The following is a 19,016-nucleotide window of genomic DNA, read 5'->3' as shown; positions in this document are numbered from 1 at the left end:
GATCAGGCATTTCGACAAACTTTGGCCGAAGTTACTCCTGTCATAGTGAACCGCGATTAGCACTACAGCTGTATTCTTCGTGATGCCGGTCTGCAACGAGCAATTTTCTGTGCTCCGGTGCTCACGTACTTTTAAGTACGCTCCGCTCCGGTGCTCTAAAATCACTCGTTTCGCCACGGCCTGACGAATTTGCAGCTGTGGTGTTAGGGAAAGCATCTTTGCTTTTCGCGGATTTGCTCTAAAAGCGGAACTGGCCGTGCGGTATGGCGTGTTCAGCAAGCATTCAGGCGCGGCACTCGATCATCCTGTTCATTGTAAACTCGCAGGGGCAATAGGGAATGAGGACAACAATGAGGAAAGTGACACTGGCAATCGCCATGCTGCCGCTTTTGGCGAGTGCTCCGGTTTTGGCGCAGACTGGCGATCCGGGTGCAAACCAGTATTCGCAGCAGGTGTGCAATCTCGCGCATCAGAACGCGCAATCCTACAGCAAGATCCTGCAGCTCCGCGACAGAATCGTGAAAATCCATCGCGATAACGAAGCCCGTTTTCAGGCGCTCGAAAAGGGCAAGGGCGGCGGACAGAATAGCGTCAGCGTTGGCTCGACCGCTATTCTCGATGACGCCATGCGTGGCGGCGGTGCATCCGCACAGAATGGCGGCTACCAGAGCCCCGGCATGTTACAGGAACTGGTGCGTAACCTGACAGGCAAGATCGAGGATGTGGACGCGCAGATCGCCTTCACCGACAATCAGCTGCAAAAAACGCAGGAAGACAACGAATTCCGGTTCGAGGAACTCGAAAAGAAGAACGGCATCACCTCACCGGCTTCGAGTGTGGCGGGTCAGTCGGCTGCAGCCGCACCGGCCCCGGGCGCCGATCTTTGTGCGCAGGGCGGAGGCGATGCGGTCAGCATGGCCGATACGCTGGGCATGCGCGCTGAGGCCATGAACTTCCAGATCCTCGAAATGCAGGATCAGATGCAGAAAATGCAGGAAGAATATGAGCAGCGCTTCCAGTTTCTTGAAACGGGCAAGCGCGCCGAAACCGGTGAGCGGTTGGGCAATGGCGGCGGTTCCAGCGATGGTAGCGCTCTCGCCAGCAGCGGTGCCGCCGGAAACCCTGATGCCGGGGTTTCCGCAAGTGCCGGTCAGGACGGTTCGATTTCGGACCGGACACCAGCTCTGGATGCACCGCAGACCGCACAATCGGGCGCAGTCGGCGCCGATTCTCTTGCTACTGGTACAACCGGTTCGGGCGCGATGGCGCAGGGCGGCCCCCAGCGCGGCGAGCCGCCGCAGACATTGGGGTCTATCCGGTTCGATTCGAGTGGCAATGTAATCGGCGATTCGTTGAGTGCTACACCACGCCCCGTCGAACAGGGCGGTCTGCCTGCTGGCCAGGGTTCCGCTGGGAATGGCGGCGCGCAGGACGGCACGGCGGTTGCTTCGCTGCCAATGGGCGATAATCCGAACACGCTCTATCAGGCGTCGTATCAGTATCTGATGTCGGGTGACTACAAAGCTGCCGAATCGGGTTTCCGCCAGCATGTGAAGCGCTATCCGGCTGATCCACAGACGGCGGAAGCGCGCTTCTGGCTGGGAGAATCGCTTTACGGTCAGGGGCGTTATCCGGAAGCCGCGACCGTGTTCATCGACACGCAGCGCGACTATCCCGATTCCCGCCGTGCGCCGGAAAACATGTTCAAGCTCGGCATGACGCTTGAGAAAATGGACAATCACGACGTTGCCTGTGCGACTTTCGAGCAGATTCCGCAACGTTATCCCAAAGCGGCTCCCGCCATTTTGAAGCGCGTTGCCGAAGAACGCACACGCGTAAAGTGCTGATTGCGGAGTTGTTTCGTGGGGCTTTCCCCGACTGATATTTTTAAATCTTTTCATCTGGATCAGGCAAAGACTGTTATTGCGGCCGTTTCCGGTGGCAGCGATTCGCTGGCAATGCTGTTCCTGCTTAAGGATTATTTGGCGACACTGGTTCACTGCCCGGCATTGCTGGCGGTGACTGTTGATCATCGCTTGCGTCCCGAATCAGCCGAAGAGGCTGAAAATGTCGGGGTGCTGTGCCGTGAACACGGTATCGCGCACCGCATTCTGGCATGGGACGATCCCAAGCCGACGCAGGGGCTGGCCGCAGCCGCGCGCAGCGCGCGCTACCGGCTTCTGGTGCAGGCGGCGCATGAAGCGGGCGCGAGTGTGATCGTGACCGGCCATACGCAGGATGACCAGATCGAGACTTTCCTGATGCGCAAGGAGCGCAGCCACCATGCGGAGGCGAGGGGGCTTGCCGCCATGGCCGCTCAATCGTGGCTGGAAGGGTCTGTCGAACTGATCCGACCGTTGCTTTCCGTTTCGCGGCAGGCATTGCGGGACGAACTGACAGCGAAAGGTCTCCGCTGGGTCGATGATCCGAGCAATACCAATACGGATTACGAGCGCCCGCGTGTTCGCCAGGGCGCTGCTGCCGATGCCGATCCGCAGATTGTTCTGGCGCAAGTGGCTTTGGCCAGCGCGGCGCGCAAGCGCGACAACGCCGCTCTCGTTGCGGCCTTGGCTGATCCGGCGAGTTTGCATGTGGATGTTTGCGACCGGATGGAAATCAACCCGGCCATTTATGCCGCCTTGCCCGAAACCGTGCGGCGGCTCTTTTCCGGCCTCGTGGCTTCCCTGGCTGGCGGGCGGCGTTTCCTGCCGGGCGACGCCGAGCGGGTGCGTATTGAACGCATCCTGTTGGGCGAACACGAAAGCCAAAAACACGAAAGATTGACCATTTTTGGCGCGTTGATCGAGCGGGGAGCCAAAGGGCAGCCGCATCGCTTTCGCCGCGAGCGGCGCAATTTGCCGTCCGTGCCGTTGCCCGCCGGGGGTAGTTGCATCTGGGATGGGCGCTTCCGCTTTTTCAATACAGGCGACCGCGATTTTGAATTCGCCGCGCCGGGACGACAGGCGCTGATCGATTTTCTGACCGATTCTCCAGTGTCCCTCCCGGAAAATCCTTCAGAAACAAATACGCGATGGCGCGAAGCGCTTCTGGTGCTGCCCGCGGTCTATGCGGACGGAAAGATTGTCTCTCTTCCGTTCCTTCCGGGGCAGAATCTCCCGGCGGAAGTTCGTATGGAGCGGCATTTCGCTTTGTTCGATCATGTGTTGCCGGGATATGATTTTGCACTTGCCCAGGCGATCGAAAAGCGGATTGGCCGTCAAACTTCGCTAAACTCCTAATTTTTATAAACCAGAGTGGGAAGAATCTCCCATGCGGCGTGATACGCGCCTTGGCAACGCCTTCCTTCGATCCTATGTTAGATCGAAACATCGTTCCGCGGTTGCGGAACGGCCGTGGTATCGATTGGACCCGATATGAATCCGAACTATCGCAACTTCGCCCTCTGGGCGATCATTGCTCTTCTTTTGATCGCGCTGTTCAACCTGTTCCAGAGCCCTGGTCAGCGCACGAATTCCCGTGAAGTTTCCTATTCGCAATTTATTGACGACGTATCCAATGGTCGGGTGAAATCGGTCACGATTACCGGCGAGCGCATTACCGGCACCTTTGCCGACAATGGCTCGACGTTCCAGACCTATTCGCCTGGCGATACGGGCCTCGTCGCGCGGCTTGAAAGCAAGGATGTTGCGATCACTGCCCGTCCCGAAAGCGACGGCTCCAGTTCGCTGATTGGCATTCTCCTGTCGTGGCTGCCGATGATCCTGATCCTTGGCGTGTGGATTTTCTTCATGCGCCAGATGCAGGGTGGCTCGCGCGGTGCGATGGGCTTCGGCAAGTCGAAGGCGAAGCTTTTGACCGAAGCGCATGGTCGCGTCACCTTCCAGGATGTGGCTGGCGTCGACGAAGCCAAGCAGGACCTTGAAGAAATCGTCGAATTCCTGCGCGATCCGCAGAAGTTCCAGCGTCTCGGCGGCAAGATTCCGCGCGGCGTGCTGCTCGTTGGCCCTCCCGGAACCGGTAAGACCCTTCTGGCGCGCTCGGTTGCGGGCGAAGCCAATGTGCCGTTCTTCACCATTTCCGGTTCGGATTTCGTTGAAATGTTCGTCGGTGTTGGCGCAAGCCGCGTCCGCGACATGTTCGAACAGGCCAAGAAGAATGCGCCTTGCATCATCTTCATCGACGAAATCGACGCTGTCGGTCGTCATCGTGGCGCCGGTCTCGGCGGCGGTAATGACGAACGCGAACAGACCCTCAACCAGTTGCTGGTCGAGATGGACGGTTTCGAAGCCAACGAATCGATCATTCTGATTGCCGCGACCAACCGTCCGGACGTTCTTGACCCGGCATTGCTGCGTCCGGGCCGTTTCGACCGTCAGGTCGTGGTGCCGAACCCGGATATCGTCGGCCGCGAACAGATCCTCAAGGTGCACGTGCGCAACGTGCCGCTGGCACCCAATGTCGATCTCAAGGTCGTCGCACGCGGTACGCCGGGCTTCTCCGGCGCGGATCTGATGAACCTCGTCAACGAAGCCGCCCTGATGGCAGCGCGCCGCAACAAGCGTCTCGTCACCATGCAGGAATTCGAAGACGCCAAGGACAAGATCATGATGGGTGCGGAACGCCGCTCCGCCATGACGCCGGAAGAAAAGGCCAACACGGCCTATCACGAGGCAGGTCACGCCATCGTGGCGCTCAACGTGCCTGCCGCTGATCCTGTCCATAAGGCGACCATCATTCCGCGCGGTCGTGCGCTGGGCATGGTCATGCAGCTTCCGGAAGGCGACCGTTATTCGGCCACCTATACCTGGATGGTGTCGCGTCTTGCCATCATGATGGGCGGTCGCGTGGCAGAAGAGCTGAAATTCGGCAAGGAAAATATCACGTCTGGTGCATCGTCGGACATCCAGCAGGCAACCAAGCTCGCCCGGTCCATGGTCACCCAGTGGGGTTACTCCGACAAGCTCGGTCGTGTGGCTTACGGTGACAATCAGGAAGAAGTCTTCCTCGGTCACTCGGTCTCGCGCACGCAGAATATTTCGGAAGAAACCGCGCAGATCATTGATGCCGAAGTGCGTCGCCTGATCGACGAGGCCTATGCCGAAGCGACCCGCATCCTGACCAAGAAGAAGAAGGACTGGATCGCGCTCGCCGAGGGTCTTCTGGAATATGAAACGCTGTCGGGCGACGAGATCAAGGAACTGATCGCGGGCAACAAGCCGTCGCGCGATCAGGGCAATGATACGCCGTCGCGCGGTTCCGGTGTTCCGAAGGCGGGTAGCCCGCGCAAGCGCAAGAGCAGCGGCGAACCGGGGAATGAACCCGGCATGGAGCCGCAGCCGCAATAAGTTGCTTATGGCAAACAGACGAAGAAAGCCGGGTTTCGCCCGGCTTTCTTTTTGATTATATCTCCAAGACAGCTGCCAAGCCCTGCAAAGGCTCGGTTAACGATTTCGGTGCATCATCTTTTGAGGGATACAACTTTAGCGACCGGCATCGCTTTGGACGCTGCCAAAGACGAAATTGCATAGAACAGGCATTTTAGGATATTAACCCAGAAATTCGCCGTCAGAGTTGCGGGCCTGCGCGACTATTGCGCTCCGGTTGAAAGGAGCGGCATATATCGACGGCGCCGGGATGGCGAAGTGGCTCAACGCAAGGCTAAACATATGACACGGAAATACTTCGGAACTGACGGCATTCGCGGACAGGCGAACAGTTTCCCCATGACGCCTGATGTGGCCATGAAGGTCGGCATGGCGGTGGGCCATATTTTCCGCCGTTCGGGTCAGGTTTCGCGGGTGGTGATTGGCAAGGATACGCGCCGTTCGGGCTATATGCTGGAAAACGCACTGGTTGCCGGTTTCACGGCGGCGGGCATGGATGTGTTCCTGCTGGGGCCGATCCCGACACCGGCTGTCGCCATGCTCTGCCGTTCGCTGCGCGCAGATATCGGCGTGATGATTTCGGCTTCGCACAATCCCTATTACGACAACGGCATCAAGCTGTTCGGTCCCGATGGCTTCAAGCTGTCAGACGAGATCGAGCTTCAGATCGAAACGCTGATCGAGGGCGATCTGTCCTCACTGCTGGCAAGCCATGGGGCCATCGGCAAGGCCAAGCGCGTCGACGGCGACATCTATCGCTATATCGAATTTGCCAAGCGCACCATGCCGCGCAACATCGCGCTCAACGGTCTGCGTGTGGTGATCGATTGCGCCAACGGTGCTGGCTATAAGGTGGCTCCGGCAGCGCTCTGGGAGCTTGGCGCGGAAGTCATCACTATCAATGACGAGCCGAACGGCATCAATATTAACGAGGATTGCGGTTCGACCCATCCGATCGGCCTGATGAAGAAGGTGCAGGAACTGCGCGCCGATGTCGGCATTGCGCTGGATGGCGACGCGGATCGCGTGCTGCTCGTCGATGAAACCGGATCGGTAATCGACGGTGACCAGCTGATGGCGGTGATTGCCGAATCATGGGCCAATAGCGACCGGCTGACCGGCGGCGGCATTGTCGCGACCATCATGTCCAATCTCGGACTGGAGCGTTTCCTGACCGATCACAATCTGACGCTCGCCCGCACCAAGGTGGGCGACCGCTATGTGGTCGAGCATATGCGCGAACATGGCTTCAATGTGGGTGGCGAACAGTCCGGCCACATCGTCCTGTCAGATTTCGCGACGACCGGGGACGGACTGATCTCCGCCTTGCAGATATTGGCTGTCATGCAGGAAGCGGAAAAGCCGCTCAGCGACATCTGCCGCAAGTTTGAACCCGTGCCGCAATTGCTCAAGAATGTGCGCACTGCCGGTGGCAAGCCGCTGGAAAATAAGAATGTAAAACACGCCATCGATGAAGCGCGCGAGCGTCTTGGCGTGCAGGGCCGCCTCGTGATCCGCCCATCGGGGACCGAACCACTGATCCGCGTGATGGCCGAGGGCGATGATCGCGTTCTGGTTGAGAAAGTGGTCAACGATATTGTCGATGTCATCTCGTCGGTGGGCAACGCGGCTTAACTTAATAATAAAAATTCGAATGATTGAAACGGCGCGTCTCTACGCGCCGTTTTTATTTTAGCTACGTCTAAGATTTATTAAAAAGGATCGTTAAAAAACAAGGTTAAGTTGTAATTAACCTTTCAAAATTATGTTCCCTACAGAAAGCGAGGATGACGCTCTGGCGTCATGATATTTCAATGGGGCAGATGATGAACGGTCTTGTGAAAACTCTTTTCGGCGGCTTGGCTGCATCTGTCGCCATGATGGCTACGGGCGCTTTGGCGGCCGATATGATCGAACCGCCGGTGGTTCCGGAAGTTGTTGTAGCGCCGCCTGCCGTTGGCGGCTGGTATCTGCGCGGCGATCTCGGCTATTCCAAGCCGAAATTCAAGGATGCGGATTACTCAACGATCGACAATTGCGATTGCGGTCCGTCGACATTCGGCAGCAACACGCTTTATGGCGACTTGAAAGGCTCTTTCCTGATCGGCGGCGGCGTCGGCTACCAGCTGACGGATTACTTCCGTACCGATCTGACGATCGATTACATGACCCGCGCAAAGTTCGAGGGCAATACATTCGGTGAAGCCTGCAACGGCGATCTGAATTGCGCTTCCGATGAACGCGCCCATTTCTCGGCGCTGTCGATCCTGGCTAATGCCTATGTCGATCTCGGCAACTTCAGCGGCTTCACGCCTTATGTCGGCGCCGGTATCGGTGGAACGCGCGTCAGATGGAGCGATCTGGACGATGTGCGCTATGGCGGCTCCATGGAAGGCACGGCCAACTGGCGCTTCACCTACGCCCTCATGGCCGGTGCTTCGGTTGATCTGACGCAGAACCTCAAGCTCGATGCCGGTTATCGCTATCGCCATATCAATGGCGGCAAGATGTTTGAAGGCAACCAGTATATTGGCGACGGTTACGACAAGGGCATGGACATTCATGACTTCCGTGTCGGCCTGCGCTACATGTTCGGCGGAACGAATGCGCCTTATGCTCCACAGCAGGTTTCGACCATTGTGGACGGCCCCGTCTACAAGTAAGCGAATACAGAGATATCTGATTGTTGAGGGCCCGGGAAACCGGGCCTTTTTCTTTGCGGCTTCGCTTGAATGACCCCCCAATTTTTATCGGGCGTTAACCATAGGTGTTCATAATTGAGATAATTCTTATGAGCGGGGTTCTCATCATGTTTGCGAAGTGGCGTGCTCTCGATCTGTCGGCCATTGTTCTGGCGGGTTTCAGCGTTGTATCCGTTGCCTCGGCGGCCGATCTCGATGCCGTCGGCTATGAGCCAATTGTCGAAGCGCAGCCGGTTGAAGTCGGCTCCGGCTGGTATTTGCGCGGCGATCTCGGTTACAATATCTCTTCCAAAACCGGCCTTTCGGCCCGCGATCAGTTCGGGAACAGCATTTCCGAAAGCTTCGATCTGGATAAGAATTTCGTGCCTTCGGTCGGTATCGGTTATCAGTTCACTGATTATCTGCGCGCCGATGTGACGGGCAGCTATTCCAAGCAGGATATGGAAGATTTTCCCGCCGAAGCCCGTATCTGGGACATGATGGCCAACGCCTATGTGGACCTCGGCAATTTCGCAGGCTTCACGCCCTATCTCGGCGGGGGCCTCGGCTTTGCTAATGTGCGCTATACATTCGATACTGGCGTCGGCGATCTGAAGTCCGACGATGACTATCGGTTCGCCTGGGCGCTGATGGCTGGTGTCGGCATCGATGTTGCCTCGAACATCAAGCTCGATCTCGGCTATCGTTACGGCGTCATCAGCAGCGGTGATGTCGTCAGTGGCAATGGCATCACAATCAGCGATCAGGATATCAAGTCGCATCAGCTGCGCGCCGGTATCCGTTTCACGACCTGGTAGTCAGTGCGATTGAAAGCAGGCTGAAAACAGGGCCCTTCCGGGCCCTTTTTTGTTGCGGCAACACCGTTCTACGAATTTTGATATCGTGCGGCAGTTAAGAGCAAAATATTCCTGAAAAGCCCCGTTGTGGAAAAATGCGCTTTCCGCTATTCCCATCAGTGGGCCACGTCTCCCCACCGAGACGCGTGCTATCTGAGAGGATAGAAACAACATGACGACGATTGCGAAGCCGGTAGTTCGCCCGGCTAACCCTAATTTTTCATCCGGTCCCTGTGCAAAACGTCCCGGCTGGTCGCTTGATGCGCTGGTCGATGCCGCTCTTGGCCGTTCGCATCGCGCGAAAATCGGCAAGACCAAGCTGAAGGACGCCATCGACCTTACCCGCGAAATCCTGCAGGTGCCTGCCGATTACCGCATCGGCATCGTTCCGGCATCCGATACCGGCGCTGTGGAAATGGCGCTGTGGTCCATGCTCGGCGCGCGTGGCGTCGATATGGTCGCGTGGGAGAGCTTCGGCGCGGGCTGGGTTACGGATGTGACCAAGCAGCTCAAGCTCGAAGATGTCCGCACTTTTGTGGCGCCTTACGGCGAGATTGTCGATTTTTCGCAGGTCGATTTCGACCGCGATGTCGTCTTCACCTGGAACGGCACAACGTCGGGCGCGCGCGTACCGAACGCCGATTTCATCCCGGCCGATCGCAAGGGTCTGACCTTCTGTGATGCCACCTCTGCGGCTTTCGCGCAGCGTCTGGATTTCGCGAAGCTCGACGTCGTGACCTTCTCCTGGCAGAAGGTTCTGGGCGGCGAGGGCGCACATGGCATGCTGATCCTCAGCCCCCGCGCCGTGGAACGTCTGGAAAGCTACAAGCCTGCATGGCCGCTGCCCAAGATTTTCCGCATGACTTCCGGCGGCAAGCTGATCGAAGGCATCTTCGTCGGCGAAACCATCAACACGCCGTCCATGCTCTGCGTGGAAGACTATCTCGACGCGCTTAACTGGGCGAAGTCGATTGGCGGCCTTGATGGTCTGGTCGGACGAGCCGACAGCAATTTTGCCGTTCTGGATGCTTTCGTGGCCAAGACGCCATGGATCGCCAATCTGGCCGCGAAGCCGGAAAACCGTTCCAACACCTCCGTTTGCCTGACCATCGTCGATCCGGAAGTGACCGCACTTTCTGCCGAAGCTCAGGCTGCTTTCGCCAAGGGAATGGTTACGGCGCTGGAAAAGGAAGGCGTTGCCTATGACATCGGCGCTTATCGCGATGCGCCTTCGGGCCTGCGTATCTGGGCCGGTGCGACGGTTGAGACGTCCGATCTGGAAGCGCTGACCCATTGGCTCGAGTGGGCTTTTGAAGCGCAGAAAGCTGCACTCAAGGCTGCTGCCTGAGGCGCGTTCCTGTTAAGCCGTGGCCAGTCGTTCGGCCACGGCTCGCATTCCCAAAATATTTGCAGCATTTCGCATGAGCCCAATGCGGTGCCTATCTGCAAGCTCACGGTTTGAAATGCTTGGTCAGGAATTGTTTGAAGGAGGCCCAAATGGCACCTCGCGTTCTCGTATCCGATAAGCTTTCGCCCACTGCCGTCCAGATTTTCAAGGATCGCGGTGTTGAAGTCGATTACTTGCCCGATCTCGGCAAGGATAAGGAAAAGCTCCTCGAAGTTATCGGTCAGTATGACGGTCTGGCAATTCGTTCGGCCACGAAGGTCACGGAAAAGCTGATCGCCGCTGCTAAAAATCTCAAGGTTGTCGGTCGCGCCGGTATCGGCGTGGACAATGTTGATATCCCGGCTGCTTCGCGTCGCGGTATCATCGTGATGAATACGCCTTTCGGCAATTCGATCACCACAGCGGAACATGCCATTGCGCTGATGTTCGCCGTGGCGCGTCAGTTGCCGGAAGCCGACACTTCCACCCGCGCCGGCAAGTGGGAAAAGAACCGCTTCATGGGCGTGGAAATCACCGGCAAGACGCTCGGTGTCGTCGGTTGCGGCAATATCGGTTCGATTGTCGCCACGCGCGGCATTGGCCTCAAGATGCATGTGGTGGCTTTCGATCCGTTTTTGTCGGAAGCCCGTGCGCAGGAACTGGGCGTCGAAAAGGTCGAGCTGGACGAATTGCTCGCCCGCGCCGATTTCATCACGCTGCACACGCCACTCACCGACAAGACCCGCAATCTCATCAATGCGGAAAGCCTTGCCAAAACCAAGCCGGGCGTCCGTATCATCAATTGCGCGCGCGGTGGTCTGATCGTTGAAAAGGACCTCATTGCCGCATTGAAGTCCGGTCACGTGGCCGGTGCCGGTATCGATGTTTACGAAACCGAGCCCGCGACGGAGAATGAGCTTTTCACCCTGCCGAATGTCGTCTGCACGCCGCATCTGGGGGCTTCGACCTCGGAAGCGCAGGAAAATGTCGCGCTTCAGGTGGCCGAACAAATGTCGGACTATCTCACCAAGGGTGCGGTTTCCAACGCCATCAACATGCCGTCGATCACGGCGGAACAAGCGCCGCGCTTGCGGCCTTTCGTCAAGCTGGCGGAAGTTCTCGGCGCTTTTGTCGGTCAGGTGACGGATGAGCCGATTGAGGAAGTGGAAGTGCTGTTCGACGGTTCCACCTCCGGGATGAACACCCGCGCTTTGCTGAGTGCGGCTCTGGCCGGTCTCATTCGCCCGCAGGTCGCCGATGTCAACATGGTTTCGGCGCCGATCATGGTGAAGGAGCGCGGCATCATCGTTTCGGAAGTGAAGCGCGACAAGTCCGGCATTTTCGACGGCTATATCAAGCTGACCGTCCGCACGACGCTGCGCGAGCGCTCCATCGCCGGAACCTGCTTCTCGGATGGCAAGCCGCGCTTCATCCAGATCAAGGGAATCAACCTCGATGCCGAGGTCGGTCCGCACATGCTCTACGTCACCAACAAGGACGTTCCGGGCATGATCGGCCTGCTCGGCACGATCTGCGGCAAGCACAATATCAATATCGCAAATTTCTCGCTTGGACGCGATCATCCCGGTGGCGACGCCATTGCCATGCTCTATGTGGATGAACAGATTCCGCAGGCAGCACTTGACGAACTGATAGCTCAGGAGGCAATCAGAGCGGCAACACCGCTTGAGTTCAACGTCGGAGAAGTTTGAAAACATGACTGAAGAGATGGCACAGCCGGAATGGCGGCGCATGCACGAGCAGGATATCGAGCGCGTGACTGTGGTAGCCAATGTGGTCCATCTCGACTTTTTCGAAGATGAGGCGGTCTTCCGGGACCGCTTCAAGCTCTATCCGGCGGGTTGCTTCGTCTATGCCCGTGACAATGACATTCTGGGTTATGGCATCAGCCATCCCTGGAAACTCGATACGGTGCCCGCGCTGAATTCGGTTCTCGGCGAACTGCCGGAAGACACCAGCACCTACTATATCCACGATATTGCGCTTTTGCCCGCCGCCCGCTCCGCCGGTGCCGCCACGCGCGTGCTGGAACTGATGGCCGCCCAGGCCGAAACAGACGGCTTTTTCACCATGTCATTGGTGGCCGTGAATAACTCCGAAGGTTTCTGGGAAAAGAAGGGATTTGTGTCCCGCGACCTGCCAGCACTGGAAGAAAAGCTGAAAAGCTACTCTGATGATGCCATTTACATGGTGAGAGCAGGGTAAAACTCCCGCGCCGGTCGAAAATCGTGATTTTTTTGCACGAAAGAGTCGCGCAAGCGGGATTCAGTCTGTATAGAGACGAGGGATCAGCACCCCGTGAACCTTTCGGGGAAGCTTGCGATCCTTGGGTTGTTAAAGGCCAATAGTTAGTTTTACGCATTTCCGAACGCAAAACCGCTTCACACTTTTGCTGGAAATGCTTCATGCCGACCGAGGAGTTTTCTTAAATGGCAAATGTGGTTGTCGTCGGGTCGCAATGGGGCGACGAGGGCAAGGGTAAGATCGTGGACTGGCTGTCCGAACGCGCCGACGTCATCGTGCGCTATCAGGGCGGTCACAATGCCGGTCATACGCTTGTTATCGATGGCGTCAGCTACAAGCTTTCGCTGCTGCCATCGGGTCTGGTGCGCGGCAAGCTCAGCGTCATCGGCAACGGCGTCGTCGTCGATCCGCACCATTTCGTCTCTGAAGTCGCGAAGCTGCGCGCACAGGGCATCGAGATTTCTCCCGACGTTCTGCGCATTGCCGAAAACGCGCCGCTCATTCTGTCGATCCACCGCGACCTCGACGCCATGCGCGAAGGCTCCAATTCGGGTCTCAAGATCGGCACCACCAAGCGCGGTATCGGCCCTGCCTACGAAGACAAGGTCGGCCGTCGCGCTATCCGTGTCATTGATCTGGCCGAGCCGGAAACGCTGGAGCCCAAGGTCGAGCGCCTGCTGTCGCACCACAATCTGCTGCGTCGCGGCATGGGCCTTGAGGAAATCGCCGTTGAGACGATCCTCAAGGAACTGACCTCGGTTGCCGATGAAATCCTGCCTTATATCGATCAGGTCTGGCGCGTGCTCGACGAGCGCCGCAAGGCTGGTGACCGTATCCTGTTCGAAGGTGCGCAGGGCGCTCTGCTCGACAACGACCACGGCACTTATCCGTTCGTGACCTCGTCGAACACCGTTGCCGGTCAGGCTGCTGCCGGTTCGGGCCTTGGCCCGACGGCTATCGGCTATGTGCTGGGCATCACCAAGGCTTACACGACCCGCGTTGGCGAAGGTCCGTTCCCGACGGAACTCCACGACGAAATCGGCGAATTCCTTGGCACCAAGGGCCATGAATTCGGCGTGGTGACGGGCCGCAAGCGCCGCTGCGGTTGGTTCGATGCCGTGATCGTGCGTCAGACGGTTCGCACTTCCGGCATTACCGGCATCGCGCTGACCAAGCTCGACGTTCTGGATGGTCTGGACGAAATCAAGATCTGCGTTGCCTACGAACTCGACGGCAAGCGCATCGACTATCTGCCGTCCTCCATGGGCGCGCAGGCTCGCGTCAAGCCGATCTATGAAACGCTGCCGGGCTGGTCGGAAACGACCGCTGGCGCCCGTTCGTGGAACGATCTTCCGGCGCAGGCCGTCAAATATGTTCGCCATATCGAAGAACTGATCGGCGCTCCGGTGGCCATGCTGTCCACCAGCCCGGAACGCGAAGACACCATCCTCGTCACCGATCCTTTCCAGGATTGATCATTTCAAGGTGGCGTATTGATCAACCCGAAGCAGTTTTGCATAAACTGCTTCGGGTTTTCAGTTTTTGAGCATTGCAGTGGTGTCCGGTGGTTCAGATTGGCCAGAAAATGCCCGAAGCTTCGTCAAATCTGCCGCTATTTCGCCTCATCGTTTTGAAAAGCTTCGCTTAATTACTGCCAGACACTTTGCTTTCCCTTGATTATTGTGATTATTGGGACATTTAATTGCATCCAGTGCTTGTGGTATCTGAACGGGCGATAAACCGGGTATGACGGAATGGCGGATTTTGTAGCTGTACTGAAAAAGACGATCGATGCGCAGGCGGACAAATCGCCTGAATTACGCCAGCGCGTTTACGCGAAGGCGCGCGCGACGATCGAGCAGAAGCTTGTGACGGCAAATGCCTCGCAGGCTGTGGCGGTACGCCAGCGCAATATTCTTGAAGATGCGATTGCCGAAGTCGAAGCCTTTTATGCGCCGCCGGCAGCTGCGGCGTCACCCGATCCGGTCAATGATGCGCTCGAAGATTTTCTGCAGGAAGCGAATCAGGGCGTAAGCGCCACACGCGCTCACCATGACGACGCCGCTTTTTCTGCCGCACCGGCTGCGGAGCGTCATGATCGCGTGGCGGGACAGGACGAAGATACGTCGTTCAGCGCGGACCGCAGCGGCGATTGGAAGATCGACCGCGCCAAGGAAAAAGCGCAGGCGCGCCGCAGCGAATATATCGAGCGCAGCGCCGTCAAGGAAAAGCGCTCCTATAAGGGACTGATTGCCGGTCTCGTCGCTCTGCTCGTTCTGGGCGGCGCGGGTTACGGCGTCTGGGCCAACAAAGACAAGATTCAGGAACTCGCATCGAGCCTCGGTCGCAACGATGCGCCGTCCACGCCTGCCAGCGGCGACGCGGGCACGACGACGCCGCCTCCCGCCGAGAACCACACGGCAGATCAACAAACCACGCTACCGCCGGAACATCAGGCTCAACCACCGGCTGGCGAGCAGAAGCTCACCCAGCGTTTGATGCCGGATGGCAGCGAAACCGATGAAGGTCCCGCTGGCGGCGCGCCGGGTCTCGGCGAAGGCAAATCCACGGCAGCATCAACGCCGTCTGGCTCGCAGGCGACACCGGGCGAGCAGCCACCGGCCTCGCAGCAGGCTGTGGCCGTCGGTCAGCAGGCGCTGCTTTATGAAGAGCGTGGCGGCACCGAATCCGGTTCTGTGGAAAAGGGCAATGTCGTCTGGTCGGTCATTCAGGAAAGTCCGGGTGACGGTCAGCCGGAAGAACCGGCGGTCCGTGGCACGGTGACGATGCCGACGAGCAATCTTCAGCTGAAAATGACGATCCGCAAGAATACGGATCAGTCCATCCCCGCCAGCCATTTGATCGAGATGGTGTTCACCGTTCCCGATGGCTTCACCGGCGGCGTGATCGACAATGTTCAGCGCATCACCTTCAAGGATACAGAGCAGGCAGCGGGTAACCCGCTGATCGCGGTTCCGTCCAAGATTGCGGATAATTTCTTTATCATCTGGCTCAATGATGCCCGCACGGCACAGGATACCAACCTGTCGCTGATGCGCCGTCTGCAATGGATCGATATTCCGGTTTCCTATCGCAACGGTCGCCGTGCGCTGATCAGCCTTGAAAAGGGCGTTCCGGGCGAGAAAGCCTTCACCGACGTTCTGGGCGCTAACTAAAGCACCGTTATTGCAATGAAAAAAGGCCGCGCGAGCGGCCTTTTTGGTTGCAGAAATCTCTGCGTTATTTCTTGTTCTTTTCCGTGAAAGCCTCGATGGCTGCGGCAACTTCGTTCTGTGCTGTTTCAGCGGTATCAAAGCCACCCAGTTCCACGACCTTGCGGCCTTCCGGCAGCTGCTTGTAGACGCGGAAGAAGGCTTCCAGACGCTGCTGCTCAATCTTCGGCAGGTCGGCGACTTCCTTGATGTTGTCGTAGGTCGGATCGATATCGGAAGCCGGAACGGCGACGATCTTGTCGTCCTTTTCGCCGCCATCGATCATCTTCAGGACGCCGATCGGGCGAACCTTGATGATGGCGCCCGGTACGATCGGCTCGCGCGTGTAGACAAGCGCATCGAGCGGATCGCCGTCGCCGGCCAGTGTGCTGGTGATCGAGCCATAATTGGCCGGATAGATGACCGGCATCGACTGGTAGCGATCAACAACGATATGACCGGTCTTGTCGTCGATTTCGTATTTGGTGAAGCTGCCCTGCGGAATTTCGATGGCCGTGAAGAATTCCTTCCCATCCTGTTCCTTCTGCGGATAGTCGAGATAGGAAACATAGTCGGAAGCAGATGCGGCAGTGGCAGCGGTCAGCGCAAGAGCTGCGGCGAGCAGGAGCTTTTTCATGGGATGTCCTTTAGGCATCGGTGAAACACGCTTTGTGCCTAAAGGCCTACCATTGCAGTTATTTGAAGCTTTTATTGCGGTTGGATGACGGTTCCGCGAGAAAGCGTCTGCGATATTCCGCCGGGCTGATGCCGATCTTCTGTCGGAAATGGTGGCGCAGCGTGTAGGCGCTGCCAAAGCCCACGGAAGCGGCGATATCGTCCACACTGGCCGGGGTCTGGCAGAGCAGTTGCTTGGCGGTCGTCACCCGTTCGGCAACCAGCCATTCGCCGGGCGTGGTCGCGGTCGCTTCCGCAAAACGCCGCAGAAAAGTGCGGGCGCTCATGCGGCTCTCGCTGGCCATTCGTTCGATGGTCCATTCCGAGCCGAGATTGCTTCTGATCCGATCGAGGAGGGGGCTGATTTCGGCGCCTTCGCGTTTGGCGACCGGCCTTTCGAGAAACTGCGCCTGTCCGCCGGTGCGGTGCGCTGGCATGACCAGACGGCGGGCGACGGAATTGGCCGCCACCGGCCCAAAGTCCTGCCGCACGATTTCGATCAGCAAGTCCATTCCCGCAGCACTACCCGCAGAGGTCAAAATACGATCATGCTCGCGATAGAGCGATGCGTCATCGACCGCAATGTCAGGGTGTCTGGCGCGCAGGGCCTCCGCATAGCGCCAATGGGTCGTGGCCTCACCTCCATCAAGCAGACCTGTCGCTGCCAGAACAAATGCGCCGGAACAGATCGAAGCCAGCCGTGCGCCGCGCCGGTGCGCGCGCCGCAGTCTTTCGCAGATCGCTTCGGGCACGGGAATATCGGCGCCTTTCCAGCCCGGCACGATGATGATGTCAGCCTCATCGATCAGTTCCGGCCCATGGTCCGGGGTGATGACGAAACCGCCATGCGCGCGCAATGGGCCATCCTCAATCGGGCAGCTGGCAAAGCGATACCAGTCCGGCCCCATTTCCGGGCGGGGCAGACCGAAGATTTCTGCCACGATGCCGAATTCGAACGTGCAGAGTCCATCGTAGAGAAGGGCGACGACCAGCGGGCCGGCGGTTTGTGGCGTCTGTTTTGTCATGATCTTTACGTATATTGTCAATCGCGCCAATTGCAAGCGCGATGATGTTCAGGCGAAAAGAATGGCGAACATTACAACAGGAGATCGCCATGACCATTGCGTTGAAGACCCCGGCCAAATCCGCCGTGACAGCCATTGAAGCCGCGCCAAGCGCTTTGGCGCGCGACCATTTTGCAGCGCAATTCGCTTTCGAGACGGATTGCTGGGATGTGCATGATGCGCTTTCGAAGGGGGCCGATTTTGTGCTTCTCGATGTGCGCAGCCCAAGCCAGTTTGCAAAAGGGCATGTGCCGGGCGCGATCAATCTGCCGCACGGCAAGATCATCGGCTCGAAAATGGCAAAATGGCCGGAAGAGACAGTGTTTGTCACCTATTGCGCGGGACCGCATTGCAATGGTGCGGCGCGTGGCGCCTTGCGGCTCGCCGATCTCGGCAGGCCGGTCAAGCTCATGGCTGGCGGGATAACCGGCTGGATCGATGAGGGTTTTGAGCTGGAAACCGGGGAGGCGACAGAATAGCCGTGCCCCTAAATAAATCTGCCGCAGGGCGCTTCACGCATCCTGCGGCAGAAAAAAGTGCTTAAGGTTTAAGCCTTTATGCGTGCGCTTCCTCGACGTGGTTCAGCGCCTTTTGCTGCTTGAATGCGGCAGCCTTGACGGCAGCCTGCACCTTTTCAAAGGCGCGCACTTCGATCTGGCGCACGCGCTCGCGGCTGATACCGAACTCGCTGGACAGGTCTTCCAGCGTCATCGGATCGTCGGAAAGACGGCGGGCTTCGAAGATACGACGCTCGCGATCATTCAGCGTGTCCATGGCCTGTTCAAGCATCGAGCGGCGGTTTTCCAACTCGTCCTGTTCGATCAGAACCTGTTCCTGGCTGTTGCTGTCATCGACCAGCCAGTCCTGCCATTCGCCGGATTCACCTTCGCTTGCACGCAGCGGCGCATTGAGCGAGGCGTCACCCGACAGACGGCGGTTCATGGAAACCACTTCGTCTTCACTGACATTCAGCTTGGTCGCGATTTGCTTGACCTGATCCGGGCGGAGATCGCCATCGTCGAGCGCCTGAATCTTGCTCTTCATCTTGCGCAGATTGAAGAACAGACGCTTCTGGTTGGCGGTCGTGCCCATCTTCACAAGGCTCCACGAACGCAGGATATATTCCTGGATCGAAGCCTTGATCCACCACATGGCATAGGTGGCAAGACGGAACCCGCGTTCCGGCTCGAAACGCTTGACGGCCTGCATCAGGCCGACATTGCCTTCGGAAATGACTTCGCCGATCGGCAGGCCATAACCGCGATAGCCCATGGCAATCTTCGCCACGAGACGCAGATGGCTCGTCACCAGCTTGTGAGCGGCTTTCGGATCCGTATGTTCATGATAACGCTTGGCCAGCATATATTCTTCCTGCGGCTCAAGCATCGGAAAACGGCGGATTTCTTCCAGATAACGGGTAAGGCCACCGTCACCGGACGTAATGCTCGGAAGATTCATTTGGGCCATAGAGCACCCTCCTTTATAATTTCAGGTTCCCATTTGGCGAACCTGTCGCGGGGGCTGCCTCCT

Annotated in this window: 15 protein-coding genes; 12 read left to right on the top strand and 3 right to left on the bottom strand. The window is 58.0% G+C overall.

The features are described 5' to 3' along the window. The first annotated feature begins 338 nt into the window (after window positions 1–338). The 11 genes from ybgF to ABWW11_RS20135 all read left to right on the top strand — a co-directional run bounded on the left by ybgF (window position 339) and on the right by ABWW11_RS20135 (window position 15,711). Window positions 339–1,847, top strand: a complete 1,509-nt coding sequence (ybgF, locus tag ABWW11_RS20185) for a tol-pal system protein YbgF (protein ID WP_109369744.1) — start codon at window positions 339–341, stop codon at window positions 1,845–1,847. Window positions 1,848–1,862: 15 nt separating this feature from the next. Continuing rightward, window positions 1,863–3,239, top strand: coding sequence for a tRNA lysidine(34) synthetase TilS (tilS, locus tag ABWW11_RS20180; RefSeq protein ID WP_109369743.1), 1,377 nt, complete (start codon window positions 1,863–1,865; stop codon window positions 3,237–3,239). Between the two features lie 135 nt (window positions 3,240–3,374). After that, window positions 3,375–5,306, top strand: coding sequence for an ATP-dependent zinc metalloprotease FtsH (gene ftsH, locus ABWW11_RS20175; RefSeq protein WP_109369742.1), 1,932 nt, complete (start codon window positions 3,375–3,377; stop codon window positions 5,304–5,306). A gap of 321 nt (window positions 5,307–5,627) precedes the next feature. Then, on the top strand, window positions 5,628–6,980 hold the full coding sequence (glmM, locus tag ABWW11_RS20170) for a phosphoglucosamine mutase (protein ID WP_109369741.1): 1,353 nt from the start codon (window positions 5,628–5,630) through the stop codon (window positions 6,978–6,980). A gap of 191 nt (window positions 6,981–7,171) precedes the next feature. Continuing rightward, window positions 7,172–8,008, top strand: coding sequence for an outer membrane protein (locus ABWW11_RS20165; RefSeq protein ID WP_109370309.1), 837 nt, complete (start codon window positions 7,172–7,174; stop codon window positions 8,006–8,008). 128 nt (window positions 8,009–8,136) lie between these two features. Further along, window positions 8,137–8,844 (top strand): outer membrane protein, encoded by a 708-nt coding sequence (locus ABWW11_RS20160; RefSeq protein ID WP_235892027.1) that lies wholly within the window; start codon window positions 8,137–8,139, stop codon window positions 8,842–8,844. 211 nt (window positions 8,845–9,055) lie between these two features. Next, entirely contained in the window at window positions 9,056–10,231 is a 1,176-nt protein-coding gene (locus tag ABWW11_RS20155; protein WP_109369740.1) for a phosphoserine transaminase, read from the top strand. Window positions 10,232–10,380: 149 nt separating this feature from the next. Continuing rightward, complete coding sequence (gene serA, locus ABWW11_RS20150) at window positions 10,381–11,982, top strand: phosphoglycerate dehydrogenase (RefSeq protein WP_319080682.1); 1,602 nt, start codon at window positions 10,381–10,383, stop codon at window positions 11,980–11,982. Between the two features lie 4 nt (window positions 11,983–11,986). After that, entirely contained in the window at window positions 11,987–12,496 is a 510-nt protein-coding gene (locus ABWW11_RS20145) for a GNAT family N-acetyltransferase (RefSeq protein ID WP_078339468.1), read from the top strand. 224 nt (window positions 12,497–12,720) lie between these two features. Continuing rightward, on the top strand, window positions 12,721–14,010 hold the full coding sequence (locus ABWW11_RS20140; protein WP_109369738.1) for an adenylosuccinate synthase: 1,290 nt from the start codon (window positions 12,721–12,723) through the stop codon (window positions 14,008–14,010). Between the two features lie 279 nt (window positions 14,011–14,289). Then, entirely contained in the window at window positions 14,290–15,711 is a 1,422-nt protein-coding gene (locus ABWW11_RS20135; RefSeq protein WP_109369737.1) for a transcriptional regulator, read from the top strand. A gap of 64 nt (window positions 15,712–15,775) precedes the next feature. Here ABWW11_RS20135 and ABWW11_RS20130 read toward each other — a convergent pair whose 3' ends face one another. Beyond that, a complete protein-coding gene (locus tag ABWW11_RS20130; protein ID WP_109369736.1) occupies window positions 15,776–16,384 on the bottom strand; it encodes an inorganic diphosphatase in 609 nt (202 codons plus the stop codon). Window positions 16,385–16,442: 58 nt separating this feature from the next. Continuing rightward, complete coding sequence (gene ftrA / locus ABWW11_RS20125; RefSeq protein ID WP_124915882.1) at window positions 16,443–17,447, bottom strand: transcriptional regulator FtrA; 1,005 nt, start codon at window positions 17,445–17,447, stop codon at window positions 16,443–16,445. Window positions 17,448–17,536: 89 nt separating this feature from the next. On the opposite strand from ftrA, the gene ABWW11_RS20120 reads away from it, so the two are divergent. After that, window positions 17,537–17,965, top strand: a complete 429-nt coding sequence (locus ABWW11_RS20120; RefSeq protein WP_109369734.1) for a rhodanese-like domain-containing protein — start codon at window positions 17,537–17,539, stop codon at window positions 17,963–17,965. Window positions 17,966–18,041: 76 nt separating this feature from the next. Here the strand turns inward: ABWW11_RS20120 and rpoH are convergent, their stop codons facing one another. Further along, window positions 18,042–18,953, bottom strand: a complete 912-nt coding sequence (gene rpoH, locus ABWW11_RS20115) for an RNA polymerase sigma factor RpoH (RefSeq protein WP_109369733.1) — start codon at window positions 18,951–18,953, stop codon at window positions 18,042–18,044. Window positions 18,954–19,016 lie beyond the last annotated feature (63 nt).

This window comes from Brucella sp. NBRC 113783 (assembly GCF_040372265.1).
Taxonomy (GTDB): domain Bacteria; phylum Pseudomonadota; class Alphaproteobacteria; order Rhizobiales; family Rhizobiaceae; genus Brucella; species Brucella teleogrylli.
The sequence above is the reverse complement of the archived record's forward strand: the minus strand, read 5'-3'. Positions and strand labels throughout refer to the sequence as shown.